The 13,798-nt window shown below is 71.6% G+C and carries 14 protein-coding genes; 2 read left to right on the top strand and 12 right to left on the bottom strand.

Annotated elements, in window-relative coordinates:
- Nucleotides 1-37: 37 nt before the first annotated feature.
- The 5 genes from BW733_RS13450 to BW733_RS13430 all read right to left on the bottom strand — a co-directional run bounded on the left by BW733_RS13450 (nt 38) and on the right by BW733_RS13430 (nt 3,465).
- Nucleotides 38-469 (bottom strand): type II 3-dehydroquinate dehydratase, encoded by a 432-nt coding sequence (locus BW733_RS13450; protein ID WP_077351257.1) that lies wholly within the window; start codon nt 467-469, stop codon nt 38-40.
- A 20-nt stretch (nt 470-489) separates the two neighbouring features.
- Entirely contained in the window at nt 490-1,512 is a 1,023-nt protein-coding gene (locus BW733_RS13445) for a phosphoheptose isomerase family protein (RefSeq protein ID WP_077351255.1), read from the bottom strand.
- Complete coding sequence (locus BW733_RS13440; RefSeq protein ID WP_077351253.1) at nt 1,509-1,700, bottom strand: Trm112 family protein; 192 nt, start codon at nt 1,698-1,700, stop codon at nt 1,509-1,511. Before BW733_RS13440 ends, BW733_RS13445 begins: the two co-directional genes overlap by 4 nt.
- A 75-nt stretch (nt 1,701-1,775) precedes the next feature.
- Nucleotides 1,776-3,122: a phosphohexomutase domain-containing protein gene (locus BW733_RS13435; protein WP_077351251.1), complete on the bottom strand. Its 1,347-nt coding sequence runs from the start codon at nt 3,120-3,122 to the stop codon at nt 1,776-1,778.
- A gap of 25 nt (nt 3,123-3,147) precedes the next feature.
- Nucleotides 3,148-3,465, bottom strand: coding sequence for a DUF3499 domain-containing protein (locus BW733_RS13430; protein ID WP_237268413.1), 318 nt, complete (start codon nt 3,463-3,465; stop codon nt 3,148-3,150).
- Between the two features lie 215 nt (nt 3,466-3,680).
- On the opposite strand from BW733_RS13430, the gene BW733_RS13425 reads away from it, so the two are divergent.
- Nucleotides 3,681-4,112, top strand: coding sequence for a metallopeptidase family protein (locus tag BW733_RS13425; protein WP_077351247.1), 432 nt, complete (start codon nt 3,681-3,683; stop codon nt 4,110-4,112).
- 9 nt (nt 4,113-4,121) lie between these two features.
- Here the strand turns inward: BW733_RS13425 and BW733_RS13420 are convergent, their stop codons facing one another.
- From BW733_RS13420 to BW733_RS13400, 5 genes are all read right to left on the bottom strand, one after another.
- A complete protein-coding gene (locus tag BW733_RS13420) occupies nt 4,122-5,354 on the bottom strand; it encodes a DUF5719 family protein (protein WP_152024717.1) in 1,233 nt (410 codons plus the stop codon).
- On the bottom strand, nt 5,354-8,323 hold the full coding sequence (locus BW733_RS13415; RefSeq protein WP_077351243.1) for a glycosyltransferase family 2 protein: 2,970 nt from the start codon (nt 8,321-8,323) through the stop codon (nt 5,354-5,356). The genes BW733_RS13420 and BW733_RS13415 overlap by 1 nt, the downstream gene beginning before the upstream one ends.
- A gap of 45 nt (nt 8,324-8,368) precedes the next feature.
- On the bottom strand, nt 8,369-8,626 hold the full coding sequence (locus tag BW733_RS13410; protein WP_077351241.1) for a WhiB family transcriptional regulator: 258 nt from the start codon (nt 8,624-8,626) through the stop codon (nt 8,369-8,371).
- A gap of 135 nt (nt 8,627-8,761) precedes the next feature.
- Nucleotides 8,762-9,418, bottom strand: coding sequence for a hypothetical protein (locus BW733_RS13405; protein WP_077351239.1), 657 nt, complete (start codon nt 9,416-9,418; stop codon nt 8,762-8,764).
- A 32-nt stretch (nt 9,419-9,450) separates the two neighbouring features.
- Entirely contained in the window at nt 9,451-10,530 is a 1,080-nt protein-coding gene (locus tag BW733_RS13400) for a mannose-1-phosphate guanylyltransferase (protein WP_077351237.1), read from the bottom strand.
- A 111-nt stretch (nt 10,531-10,641) separates the two neighbouring features.
- On the opposite strand from BW733_RS13400, the gene BW733_RS13395 reads away from it, so the two are divergent.
- On the top strand, nt 10,642-11,298 hold the full coding sequence (locus BW733_RS13395; protein ID WP_077351235.1) for a TIGR03089 family protein: 657 nt from the start codon (nt 10,642-10,644) through the stop codon (nt 11,296-11,298).
- Nucleotides 11,299-11,316: 18 nt separating this feature from the next.
- On the opposite strand, the gene BW733_RS13390 is transcribed toward BW733_RS13395, so the two are convergent.
- Together BW733_RS13390 and BW733_RS13385 are read right to left on the bottom strand one after the other, a co-directional pair.
- Entirely contained in the window at nt 11,317-12,399 is a 1,083-nt protein-coding gene (locus BW733_RS13390; protein ID WP_152024716.1) for a coiled-coil domain-containing protein, read from the bottom strand.
- A complete protein-coding gene (locus tag BW733_RS13385; protein ID WP_077351231.1) occupies nt 12,396-13,769 on the bottom strand; it encodes a coiled-coil domain-containing protein in 1,374 nt (457 codons plus the stop codon). Before BW733_RS13385 ends, BW733_RS13390 begins: the two co-directional genes overlap by 4 nt.
- Between the last annotated feature and the right edge of the window lie 29 nt (nt 13,770-13,798).

Below are 13,798 nucleotides of genomic sequence, written 5' to 3'. Positions count from 1 at the left end.
GCGCCAGCCCTTGCGGACCGCATCGGTCCTCGCCAGGTCAGTGGGGAAGGGAGGCGAGGTGGGCAAGCGCCAGATCGTAGCCGCCGACGCCGCAGCCGACGATGATGCCGGCGGCCTTCGCTGAAAGGACGCTGTGCGCGCGGAAGCCCTCGCGGGCGTGCACGTTGGAGATGTGCACCTCGACGTAGCGCCCGACGAGCGCGGCGGCGTCGGCGATGGCGTAGGAGTAGTGCGTCCAGGCACCTGCGTTGAGCACCACGTCCGCGCCGGCGTCCGCCGCCTGGTGCAGCCACTGGATCAGTTCGCCCTCGAACTCCGTCTGGCGGACCTCGACGTCGAGCCCGAGCCTGCGGCCGGTCTCGACGAGGTGCTCGGCGAGTTCGGCGTAGGTCGTGCCGCCATAGACCTCCGGCTGGCGGCTGCCGAGACGCCCGAGGTTTGCTCCGTTGAGGACGAGGACCTTGCTCATGGTGATCAGTGTGCCAGCGCTCAGGCGCCCGCGCCCAGACCGATCTCGAGGTACGCGGCGCCGTAGAGCCCCTTCTGCAGCAGGGTGACGTAGCGCTCGACGTCGCTTGCCCGCAGCTCGGCGTCGCCTGAGGAGATCCGTGACACGCGCACGCCGACGGCCTCCGCCTTCGCCTGGAGTCCGATCGCGGTGCCGGAGAGGCGGTCATGGAGCTTGTCGTCGTCGAGCAGGACAACCACTGGGCGGACGTCGTTGACGTCGTCGAACGGATCGGCGAAGGGGTCGCGCGCAGGTACGGCCGACAGCAGCGTGTCCAGCTCGGATGCGTCGGCGGCGAGTGCCGGACGGCCGCAGGCCCTGCGCAGGGACTCGGCGATACGCCTCGAGGCACGCGCGGCGAGCACGGTGCCTCCCCAGATCAGCGGGAGGCCGTCGGCAAGCTCGAGTGCCAGCTCCTTGCCCGGGTTGTTGGACAGGTCGAGCCGCGGCGAGCAGGCCTCGGCGACGAGGTCGGCCGCGTCCGCGACGTGCTCGGGATGGACGAGCGGGCCGAGTCCAAGCTCGCCAAGGTGCGCGAGCACCGCGACGGCGGCAGCCATCGGGTCGTCCTCGAAGGTGGGGATCAGGCTGGTCGTGTTCGCAGACGAGGCGGCCGCGAGCTCGGAGTCGGCGGGGGCGGCCACGATCAGGGAGGCGCCCCTGCGGGCGGCCTCCGCGGCGCACTGCAGCACCCATTCGGGCGAGTCGTAGCCGCCGAGGACGACGGCCAGGTCGAGCGGGCCGACCCAGGCAGGAAGCCCTGGGCCCGGCCAGGCCATGAACGGCACGGGACAGGCGGGCTCGAGGACGGCCCGCACGAGGCGCGCCTCGGAGCCGAGGGCGAGGATGCCTCGGGGCCGCTCGCCGTGTTCGAGGTGGCCCTGCGGCTTGGTCAGCGCCGCCTTGCGGATCCGCGACCCGGCGAGCGCGAGCCAGCGCAACTCCTCGTTGCCCTCGAGGCTGGCGTCTTCGAGCAGCGAGTCGTCGAACTGGGGACCGTTCACAGCGTGCTTCGGGCCTGATCGATCAGCAGCACGGGGATCTGGTCGCGCACCGGGTACGCGAGCCCACAGGCCTGATTCGTGCACACCAGCTCCTGCGCGTCGTAGTCGACGGCGAACTTCGCGTGGCAGGACGGGCAGGCGGCGATCGCCAGGAATTCCGGTGAGAGAGCCATCTGATCTTCAGCCATGTGTCCTCCTGAGGTACGGATGGGTCGAGCCTATCGCCTGGCCAAAGAGTGGCCGGCGCGAAACCTTAGCAGCCATCAGCGGCGCACCAGCGCGAGCACCTCGTCGCGCAGCGAAGCCATCTGCGTGTCGTGAGCCGCCTCGACGTTGAGCCGCAGCAGCGGCTCCGTGTTGCTCGGGCGCAGGTTGACCCACCAGCGTTCGTCGGCGTTGGTGACGCTCAGCCCGTCCCCGAGGTCGATCTCCCCGCGTCCTGAGAAGGCCTGTGCGACGGCGTCGATGCACGCCTGCGCGTCCTCGACCGTCGAGTTGATCTCGCCGGATCGGGAGTAGCCGTCGTAGACCGCTGCGAGCTCCGAGAGGGGCCGGTCGCCCTCGCGCAGCAGCTCGAGGACGTGCAGCGCGGCGAGCATGCCCGTGTCGGCCGACCAGAAGTCGCGGAAGTAGTAGTGCGCGGAGTGCTCCCCTCCGAAGACGGCTCCGGTGGCCGCCATCAACGCCTTGACGTAGGTGTGGCCGACCTTCGACACCGCGATGGTGCCGCCGTTGGCCTCGACCGCCTCGGCCACGCAGCGCGAGGTGATGGTGTTGGTCACGATGGTGGAGCCCGGATGCTTGGCGAGCTCCGCGACGGCGATCATGGCCGTGACGACTGAGGGGTCGACGACCTCCCCCCGCTCGTCGATGATGAAGCAACGGTCGGCGTCTCCGTCGAAGACCAGCGCCAGGTCGGCCCCGTGTTCGCGGACGGCGCGCTGGGCGTCGACGAGATTCTCCGGTTCGAGGGGGTTGGCCGGGTGGTTCGGGAAGGTCCCGTCGAGGTCGAGGAACAGACCGACGATGTCGAGGCCCCGTCCGCCGAGCACGGGGATCGCGGTGTGTCCGGCCATGCCGTTGCCCGCGTCGACGACGACCTTGAGCCCCCGTTGCCCGCGCTGCGGGACGAGCTCGTCGAGCCGGTCGGCGTAGGAGTCGAGGGCGTCGACCTCGCGGTAACCGCCGAGGATCTCGGAGCCGTGTTCGACCTCGGCCGCGCGGTCACGCAGCCGGGTCATGAAGTCGGCGGGCACGGGCCTGGCGTCGGCGAGGCAGAACTTGATGCCGTTGTAGTTCCAGGGGTTGTGGCTCGCGGTGAACTGCACGCCAGGCAGCCGGAGCCAGCCTGAGGCGAACCACAGCTCGTCGGTGGAGCTCAGACCGATGTCGATGACGGAGGCCCCGGCGCGGCGGGCGCCCTCGGCGAAGGCGAGGGAGAGTTCGCGGCCCAACTGTCGCATGTCGCGACCGAGGACGAACTCCGTGACGCCGAGCAGGTCGACGTAGGCGGCGCCGAGGTTTCTGGCACCGTCGAGATCCCATTCGGGGTGGTCACCGCTGACCACGCCGCGGATGTCGTTGGCCTTGAAGATCACTGGGTCGAGCACGGGGTAACCCTATCGCCCCCGTCGGCTACTCGGCGGTGGGAACGAGGCGTAGATGGCCGCCGCGGCCGGCCGGCTCGGGTTCGACGAGCCGCTGCACGGGTCCGGGCTCTGGATCGTCCTCCCGCATCCCGATCGCCCGCACCGCGTCGGCGAGCGCCATCAGGTCGTCGGACGGGGCCTCGGGTTCGGGGGTGACGCCGTCGAGCGGGAGCCGGATGACCTCCCAGCCCTTCGGGGCGCTGGTGCGCTCGACGTGGCGGGTGCAGAGGTCGTAGGCACCCGGCTCCGGCTGGATGGAGAGGGGGCCGAGCACGGCCGTGGAGTCGGCGTAGACATAGGTCATCGTCGCCACGGCCGTGGCCGTGCAGGCGGTTCGGGAACAGGTGCGCACGAGGGGGCCTATGGCCGCAGGCCGACGAGGCTCGCGCCTGACGCCGTCATCGGGCAGCCGCGTGCGTCATCGCGCGCCGACCTCGAGGGCACTCCACTGGTTACACCGCCAGACATCAACCAACCTCCGACACGCGACACTAGCTCACGGGGCATTATCCTGGCCGCATGCCACGCAGACGAGACCGTCACGGCCGCGGGATCCGCGGCCCCCTGGCGTCCCCGAACCCGCTCACCGGGCGTCCGGTCCCGCTGGCCCGCCCCTCCCGCGTCGCGTTCTTCAACGACTGCGTCACCGCGGCCATGTCGGACATCGCAGCGGTCGCGCCCGATGCTCTGCAGGACGTCATCGTCGGGGTCGAGGACGTGCCCCATCTCAACGTCGCGTGGTCCGGCGACAGGGTGCCGCTATCGGCGGCCCTCGAGCCGACCCGGGGGCGGAAGGCACAGATCGTCATCTTCGAGCGCCCGCTCGAGCATCGCGCCGTCTCGCGGAGCCAGCTGCGGGCGCTGGTGCACCAGACCATCGTCGAGCAGTTGAGCGCACTGACGGGTCGCAGCATCGACGAACTCGGCGGCCTCGAGGACTGGGACGACTAGCCGGCCGGGCTACCTGAGGCTCGGGTCGAGCACCACGACACCCGCAGAGGACTCGTCCTCCACGACGATGTCCAGCGGGATCACCGTGCCACCGGAGAGGGCGCTGGCCAGCACCGGCACGTCGGCCTCGACGCGCAGCGCCGTGAGCCCCGCCGCCGTGACGTTGACGGCGGTGGTGGTGCCTGCGGCGACCTCAACCTCCACGGGCGCCTCTGCGACGGTGAGCTCGACCTTCGCTGGCGCGGTGCCGGGGTTGGTGACCTGCACCGCCTCCGCCTGTGGCACCAACGCGCCGAGGCGCTCGCCCGGTACACCGGCCACGAGGCTCGAGGCCACCGCATCGGCCCCGCTCACCTGGACGGCCGCCCCGATGGCGACGCTGGAGGTGACCCGCAGGGCGCTCGCCTCGCCTCCGAGCGAGGCGCCGAGGTCGATCCGTTGGGTCGACCTGGGCGCGAGCGAGATGCCTGCCGCGGGGGCGGGCTCGTAGGCGGACGAGGCGCCGAGGGCCTCGACGCCGACCTCGACGCGGTCCTCGGAGGGGTTCGACAGCAGCAGGGTGGTGCTGGTGGCGCCGGCGGGGATCCCGGCGACGGTCTGGCTGGTCTGCGCGGCGGCCGACCCGACGGTCGCCCCGGTTCGTCCCTCGACCGGTCTGGCCACGACGGCGACCCTTCCCTGGCTGGCGGTGTAGACGACGCCCACCGGTCCGTCCGGGGCGAGCACGGAGAGCGCGACGGTGCGGCTCACACCCGGCGCGACCGCGATCCCGCGGGCCCCGACGGCCGCGATCTCGCCGTCGGCACCGAGCAGGGCGAGGTCGATGACCGCCTCGTTCGCGTCGGAGTTGACGACGACCAGTTCGGTGCTGCCCGGATCGGAGACAAGGACCATCCCCTCCGGGCTCGGGGTCTCGCAGCGCGTCCACGACCTGGTCGGCTGTTCGGCAAGCACCCCACCGACGAGCGGCGCCGCGGCGCTCAGGGTGCTGGGCCCCTGGGTGGCGGCGTCGACCTGTCCGGTGCCGCTTGTCGCGTCTCCACCGTCGAGCGGGGCGGAGACGATCTCGCCCTCGCCGAGGCCGAGCACGCGACCCGCGGTGGCGCAGGCGAGCTTCGTGGCGCGCACGAGTTCCACCGTCTCGGCCGGAGGCGTGCGCAGGGGGCTGATCAGGGAGAGCGTTACGGCAAGGCCGACCGTCACGGCGACGGCGGCCAGCGTCGCGGCGAGCTTGCGGAGCATCACTGCCCCCTTCGTGCGACGGTGGATCCGCCGAGGGTCGGGGCCGCGAGCAGCGCGAGCGCCGCCATCACGACCAGATGGAGCCAGAGTTGCCACCAGTGTCTCGTCGGTGCCAACTCCAGCGTGCCGCCCTCTGCGGGCACCTGGTCGAAGGTGATCACGGAGTCCTCGATGAGTGGCCGCTCGCTGTCGGCTCCGCGCGGCAGGCGCTCGCCGTCGACGGTGGCCGTCCAGTCCGCGGAGGCCGACTCTGCGACGGTGAGCCGACGACCCTGCTCGCCTGCGGGAAGCTCGTCGGTCGGAAGGAACTCGTCACCGAGCGAGGCGCGCGAGACGAGTCCGCTGACCGTCCAGACTGCGGATCGTTCGCTTGCGGGGTTGCCGACGAGGCCCTCGAGGTTGTCAAGGGCTGCGCGCTGGTTGGCCTCGAAGTCGCCGAGGTACAGGTGCGACACACCCATCTGCTGGAGCCGCTCCGCCAGGTCTGCGGGAGGGTCTCCCGCGGCCACGGAGTAGGCAAGCGCGGTCAACTGCCGGTCGAACGAGCCGACCGGATTGCGCTCGCCCGTTCCCCACTGCGGTTGCCGTCGGTCGATGACGTTCCAGGTGACGCGGCTCTCGCTCGAGACCGAGAGGGCCAGCGCGCGCGGGTCACGCTGCGAGGCGAGCACGTCGCGGACGAAGCCAGGAAGGACGCTCTCCCTCGCCTGGACGGGGCCCGCGAACCCGACGACGGCCCAGACCACGACGGCGAGCAGGGCAACGGCTCCGACTGCGACGGCGGCGATGCGGCGCAGGGTCTCGCTATCGCGTTCGCGCCACACGACCGGGGCGAGCAACGCGGCGAGCACGAGCAGTGCCCAGGGCGACAGGAGCGGGCGCGCCACTCCCCCGTCGACGGCGACCGTGAGCCGGGAGAGCAGGGTTCCGATGATCAGGGGCGTCGCGAGCGCGAGCACCGACCAGACCCAGGCGCGGCGACGCAGCTTCGCGATGGACACCACGGCCGCGAGGCCGAGCACACCGAAGAACACGAGGTTCGTCCAGAGCGGCAGCCCCGAGGGGAGGATGCGTCCGACGACGAGCGCATAGGAGGCAGGAGGATAGTCGGGCCAGGCGAGCGGGTCGACCCCGGTCAGCAGCCGTCCCGGGTACCGCGCGAGGGTGGGCAGCGCAGGGATCAGGAACAGCCAGGCGGGCACGGTGACGACGGCCACCTCGACGATGCGGTCGCGGTTGCGCGCCGCCCACACCACACCGGCGAGGGTGAGCGCGAGGAGAGCGGCCGGCCACACGGACGCGACCACGACCAGCCAGAAGGCGGCGCCGGCGGGGGCCCTCAGCCGTTCGGCACCGGTGGCGGCGTTGACCACGACCGAGTGGATCGACCGCGCGAGCAGCGGCGCCGTGACCGCGAGCACCATGCCGGTGACGTCGCCTGCTGTGACGAGCCCGAGCAGGATGGTTCCGCCTGCCCAGGCGGCGCTGGCGGCCGCTGCGATCGGCAGCTCGACGCCGAGCCTGCGCAGCAGGGCGAGCGCGGACAGTGCCGCAAGCAGCGGCGTCAGGACCAGCGCGAGGATGGCGAAGCCGTTGGGGCTTGCGAAACCGACCACGGACGTGACCGCAGCGAAGCCCAGCCACGGCGACCTGCCGCTGAGATAGGCCTCCCAGGCCGATCCGAGCGAGGCCGGGGCGGCCAGCAGCCCCCCACCGGAGACGTCGCCACCCAGCAGGGAGCGCGCCGAGACGGCGGAGGCGAGGATCAGAAGGACGACGAGCAGGGTGACGGGCGAGAAGACCCGGCCGCGGTTCTCCCGGCCGGAGAACTCGTCGCTGGTCAGCTCGTCGATGGAGGTGTCCGGGGAGGTGTCGGTCAGCGAGCGGTAGCGCTCGCTGAGCCCGGCACCGAGCCGGTCGACGGCATGGCGCACCGGCCAGAACCGGTTCGGCAGCAGGTCGTCCGGGGTCATGTCCTCGTCGGGGAGGCGGGTGGCGAGCGAGCGCGTCGCCTCGCGCGAGCTGCGGTACCGGCCGAGCGCCTTCAACTCCGCGGCGGCGGTGGAAGGCGACTTGGCGAGCAGGAAGCCGAGCGCCCTCGCCAGAGAGGCGGCGCCGAGGCCGAGACCGCTGGCGCCCCGCGCGCCTGCGACGCGCAGCGCGGCGAGCTGGTCGGAGACATGGGGGTGCTCGCTCGAGGGCCGCAGCCCCGTCGAGCCTGCCCGGTGGTGGTTGAGGGCGGCCTCGGGCCACGTCAGCACGCGGTAACCGATGGCGTTGGCCCGCCAGCCGAAGTCGACCCCGTCGCGGTGCCGTTCGACCTCGGGGGCGATGCCTCCCACCTCGCGCCACGTCTCACCGCGGATCAGCAGGCCGGCCGTCGAGGCGCCGAGCACATCGCGCGACTCGCTCTGGTGCTGGTCGATGTCACCCGTCTCGACCAACGGCACGCGCAGTCCGCCCGGGGTGATCGCCTGGCCGATCTCGGAGAGGGTCTCGGGATAGTTGCGGCGCTTCGGCTCGAGCAGCTTCGGGACCACGACGTCGCTGTGTCTTGCGCCCTCGAGCAGGTGGCCGAGGGCGTCGCGGTGCGGGGCGGAGTCATCGTGCAGCAGCCAGATCCAGGCCGGCTCACTGTCGCCGAGGGCCGCGGCGACCGCCGCGCCGAAGGAGGTCTCGCGGTCGAGCCTGAGCACCTCGTGGACGACGCCCTCGGCGTGCGCGCTGTCCAGCAGTTGGGCGGAACCGTCCTCGGAACCGGTGTCGACGGCGATGATCCGGCCGGGGCGGGGGTCAAGCCGGGCGAGTGAGAGCAGTTGCCGAGGAAGCCATTCCTCTGCGTCGTGGACGACCATGACGGCCACCACGTCCGAGGCGGGGATCTCATCGACGTTTGGAGACTCGTCGTCCTGGTCGATCCAGGCCCAGAGGTCGTTGATCTCCTGCCCGTGCTGCGGTCCGTCGGTCACGAGTCCTCCAGCTGCCGATGGTGAGGCACCGACGCTACCAGCGGATCAGCCGGCAGCGCGCTTCAGCTTCCGGCGCTCGCGCTCGGACAGTCCGCCCCAGATTCCGAAACGTTCGTCATGGGCGAGGGCGTACTCGAGGCACTCGGTGCGCACCGTGCAACTCTGACACACGCGCTTGGCCTCCCGCGTCGACCCACCCTTCTCAGGGAAGAAAGCCTCAGGATCGGTCTGGGCACACAGTGCTTCAGCCTGCCATGCGAATGACGAGTCGTCGTCGAGCAGATCCCAGATGTTGTCGTCCATGCGCCCTCCTTCCTGGCCAGAATTACACACGAGTGATTTTGATCGGTCAAGTGGAAACGGGAAACCCGTCCTCCAAATCGCCCTGCCCATACCATGCGGGTGCTAACAGGCGGTTTCGCAGCGATTTCGCGGAGGTCAGCGGCGGGGCGGGCGGATGAGGGTTCCGTTCGGGTCCTCTTCGTTCGCCCGCGGCCATGGCGTCCTGGCGGTCGCCCAGGCCCCGGGGTTGCCCGTGCGGGCACGCAGCCCCTCGTCGACCGGGGTCGCGGGCGATTCCGGCCCCCTCCTTGCGGGGCTTGAGGCCTGTGCAGGGACCGGCGCCGGACGGGGCTGCTGCCTCGGCTGCGCCTGCTGCCGCTGCGTCGTCTGCTGCGCGGAAGGAACCTCAGCCGCGGCAGGCGCGTTGGAGAGGTCGCGGTGTCGCAGCACGAGGTAGAGCGCGAAGCCGGCGACGGCGATCCCCGTCACGATGCCAGCGGCCGCGGTGAACAGCTGATGCGTGACAAGGGTCCATCCCGGCACGAGCAGCAGGGCGACGAGCACGAGCCGCGCCACCAGCGCGACGATCGCGCCGAAGAAGCCAACGATCCTGGCGCTCCTGCCGCCGACCGAACCGAGCAGGGCGGCGGCGGTGAACGGCAGCAGTGCGCCGGGTCCGCTGTGTGCCGCGCCGGCTCCGACGCCGTTGGCGGACACGTCGAGGATCGCGCCCGTGGTCTCGAGGGCGCCCCCCAGCAGCAGGATCCCGGTGAGGATCGTGACGAGGGCACCGTGTGTTCGGGCCGCACCCATCCGCAGCTCCTTTCGGTGGTGGCAGATGTCGTTCAGGCGAATTCTGCCCCAACGTGGGTTCGCACCAGCGCGACGAGTTCCTTGACCCGCTCGGAGTCGGCGAGTCTCGCCACGAGGGTGGCCGACGGGGTCGCGACGACGAGCGAGTCGGTGATCCCGATGGTGGCGATCACGTGGTCGGGGCCGAGACCGTTGACGAGGACGCAGCCGGACGAGTCGAGGGTCACCGTCCGGCCGTCTACCGCGTTGCCCGCGTCGTCGCGGCTGAGCAGGTCGGCGAGCGAGAGGTAGCCGCCCACGTCCTTCCAGTCGATGTGCAGCCCGACGCTGACCACCTGGCCGTCTGTCCTGCCGACGGAGGCGGGCTCCATCACGGCGTAGTCGACCGAGATCTTCTCGAGGGTCAGGAAGAGTTCGTCCAGCCGCTCGGGGTGCGCGACGATCTCGCGCACGGCGGCCGCCGTCTCGGGGAGCAGTTGGTCGAGCTGGTCGAGCAGCGTCGCGGCCCGCCACACGAACATGCCTGCGTTCCACCAGTACTCGCCCGAGGCGAGGTACCCCTCCGCGACCTCGCGCGTCGGCTTCTCCTTGAACTCGACCACCCTGTGCACCCCGGGGAAGCCGTCGAGCTCCTCTGCCCGGTGCAGGTAGCCGTAACCGACGTGGGGCGAGGTGGGGACGACGCCGAGGGTGACAAGCGCGTTCGGCACCGACTCCGCCACCTCGAAGGCCGTCCACAGGGAGGCCTGGAACTCGTCAACGGGAGTGATCACCTGATCGGCGGTCACCATGGCGACGACGCCGTCGGGGTCGCGGTCGGCCACGACCGCTGCGGACCAGGCGACGGCGTTGAGCGAGTCGCGGCCCTCGGGCTCGCCCAAGATGTTGCCGGGCAGCAGCTCGGGAAGCTGCCGTGCCACATCCTCGGCGTAGGCGCGGCCGGTGCACACGAGGATGTTCTCGGGAGGCACCACCCCGTCGAGTCGCTCGTAGGCGAGCCGCAGCAGCGAATGCCCGTCGAAGATCTCGAGCAGCTGCTTCGGGCGACCCTGTCGTGAGAGGGGCCAGAGTCGGGTGCCGGAACCGCCGGCCATGATCACCACGTAGCGCATGGGAGCACGCTACCGCCTGTCAGACTGAGCCGGAGCCCAGGTGCGGGTGGCCCCGCCGCAGCGTCGGTCGTTCGGGGCGCCCACGACGATCGGCGCGGCTAGCATCGTGGGATGTTCATCTCAGCTCTCAGAACGAGGACCGCCACCAACGGCGCGCAGCCGCTGCTCACCTACTACGACGGGGCCGCGGACACACGGACGGAGCTGAGCGGGGCGACGTTCTCCAACTGGGTGGACAAGACGGCCAACCTGATCGCCGACCTCGGGCACGAGGACGGCGAGCCGATCGACGTGCTGCTGGCCTCCACCCATCCCGGCCACTGGGTCACCCTCGTCTGGATCGCCGCCGCCTGGCAGCGCGGCTGCCCGGTCAACTCCCGCGTCACCGGGGCCGATCTGCTCGTGGTGGGCCCAGAGGACGAACGAAGGGCGGAGCAGACGGTGGCCTGCTCGCTGCATCCGCTTGGTCGCGGGTTCGCAACTCCTCCCACCGACGCCGTCGACTACGTCGAGGTCTTCGCCCAGCCGGACATCCACGACGCGTCGGTCTTCGCTGGGCACGACATCTTCGACGGTGAGCCGCTGCCGAACGTGCAGGGCCGCGACACGCGGATCCTGCTTCCGGATCCGCACAGGGGCGTCGAGCCGCTGCTCGAGATACTCGTCACCCCGGTGCTCGGCACCGGCTCGAGCGTCGTGACGGTGGGCTGCACCCCTGACCAGCTGATCTCGGTCGCGACGGCGGAGCACGCGATCCTGGTCAGCTGACCGGGATCGCGCCGAGGCTCAGGCCCTCGCGTCCACGTCGTCGGCCTGCTCGGCCTCGGCCTCTTCGCCCGTCTCGGGCACGTCGTCGACGAGCAGTTCCTCGGACTCCTGCTCGAGCTCCGTGGCGGTGTCCGGCTCGGAGACCGGCTCCGCCGCGGGCTCGGCTGCCATGACCGGATCGAGGTCGGCGCCGACCATGGCGGCCCCGCCGCCGAGGGTGGCGAGCATCTGGCGGACGTTGGACAGCTGCGCGGTGATGGAGTCGCGGCGCTGGGAGACGGCGGCGAGCTCGCGCTCGGAGTCGCGGCGGAGACGCTCTGCCTTCGTGCGGGCGTCGCCCACCAGTTCCTCCGCCTCGCGGGTGGCCTTCGCCTTGAGCGACTCCGCCTGGCTGGTCGCGTCGGAGATGACGCGCTGCGCCTCGTTCTCCGCGAAGCGCAGGTTCTCCTCTGCGGCGTTGAGCTGGTCCTCGCGCTGGCTCATCGCCACGGCGAAGTCGGCGGCGGCCGCCTCACGCCGCTCGGCAAGGGTGCGCTCGAAGTCGGCCGCGGCCTGGGCGGCACGGGCCTGCTGCGACTCGTAGACGGCCTCGGCCTCCTCACGGCGGGCCGCCGCCTCACGGTCGGCGTGGTCGATCAGCTCGTCTGCACGACGCTGGGCTCCGACCAGCTTTGCCTCGGCGTCGGCGTCTGCGGCCGCGCGGGTGTCGACGGCGTAGCGGTCGGCCTCGCTGGCCGCCGACTGGGCCTTGCGGGACGCCTCGTCGATCAGGCGGGCGGCATCCTCCTGGGCGGTACGCACCAGCTCCGTCGCCTCCTCCTCGGCGAGGCTGAGGATCTGACCGACGCGCTCCCCGAGGTCCTCGTAGGTGGGGCGCGACGCCATCGTCCGGGCGCGCGCGGCCTCCTCGGCCCGCGCCTGGGCCTCGGTGAGGCGGGCCTCAGCTTCGAGCTGTCCCTGGCGGGACTCCTTCAGTTGGACGGTGAGCTCCCCCAGTTCGGCGCGGGCTGCGTAGAGCGCCTGCTGGAGGGTGCCGAGTTCGGCGTCGACCTGGGCGGGTTCGTAGCCACGCAGGACGGTGCGGAAAGTGGGGGCCATCATGTTTCCTCATTCGGTGTGTTTGTTCCGGGCACGGCGAGAGCTTCGATCACGCCGGAGAGATTGTTCAGTTGCGAGGTGATGTCGTCGCGGCGCTGGGCGAGGCCCGCAACCTCTGCCCTCGCCTCGTCCAGGAGTTGCCGGGCCTGGCTGCGCAGGAGATCGGACTCGGTCCTCGCCTCGGCGAGCAGCGACATCGCCTCCTCGCGGGTCGCCTTCGTGCGTTCGAAGGAGGCCCGCTGCGAGCGTTCAAGGTCGGTGGCGAGGCGTTCCCGCACGAGGGCGGCGTTGGCCTCCGCATCGCGGATGCGCTCCTGCGCCCGGCGGGTGATCGCCTCAGCCTCACGCTCGGCCCGGGTGACGACGCTTGCGGCCTGCTCCTCGGCCGTCGCACGGGTCCTTGCCGCATGCTCGGTGGCCGCGGTGAGCTCCGCGTCGGCACGGGCGCGGACATCGGCGGCCTCGACCTCCGCCGCCCGCAACCGGGTGCGGGCGAGATCGACGCAGCGTTCGATGGTGGCGCCGAGCTTTGCCCTCAGCGAGCTGGCCCGTGTGGCGCTGGCCAGGTGGGCGTCGCGGGTGGTGCGGGCGACATCGGCCTTCGCCCCGTCGAGCAGCCTGCTGACCGTCGCCTGGGCCCACTCCAACTGCTCGGCCGCCTCGGCTAGCCGGGTCTCCGCCTCGGCCTTCGCCGCGGACTCGAGGCGGGCCACCTCCTCGGCGGCCGCTGCCCTGAGGTCGGCGAGCTCGGCCTCGACGGCCAGGCGCTCGGCATGGGAGTCGGCCCGGGTCCGCGCGGCGTGTTCCTCCGCCTCAGCCATGAGCCGTTCGGTCTCCGTGGACGTCTCGCGCCGCTGCGCCTCGATCCTCTGCTCGTGCGCGCTCGTCTCGCGCGCGATCTCGTCGTCGTGGAGGGCGCGTTCGGCCGTGAGCTCGGCCGACTGACGCGCGGCCGCCTCGCGGGCCTCCGCGAGCAGGCGCTCCGCCTCCTCGCCTGCCTCCTGCCGGATCCGGTCGCCGTCCGCTGTGGCGCGCAGCATCGCCGCCTCCGCCTCGAGCCGCGCATCCGCGACCAGCTCGTCGGCGTTGCGTTCGGCGGACTCGGTGATCATGCCCGCGTGGTCCGCGGCCTCCGACAGCATCCTCGACACGTCGGCGCGCGCCTCGTCGAGACGGTTCTGCGCGAACTCCAACTCGGCGAGGGCGTCGTCGCGTTGGCGCTCTGCCGCCGTGGCCGTCTCGCGGATGCGTGCCGCGTCGGCCTCTGCCTCGTCACGTAGGCGGTCGGCGAGGCGCTGGGCCTGGAAGAGGATGTCCGTGGCCGCAGAAGCCCCACCGGTCGCTCCGTTCACCGGCGGCAGTTGGGGTTCCATGCCCCCATCTTGGCACGAACCCCGGACAG

The organism is Tessaracoccus flavescens (assembly GCF_001998865.1).
Classification (GTDB): domain Bacteria; phylum Actinomycetota; class Actinomycetes; order Propionibacteriales; family Propionibacteriaceae; genus Arachnia; species Arachnia flavescens.
Note: the sequence above shows the minus strand (reverse complement) of the source record. Positions and strands in the feature narration are given on the sequence as shown.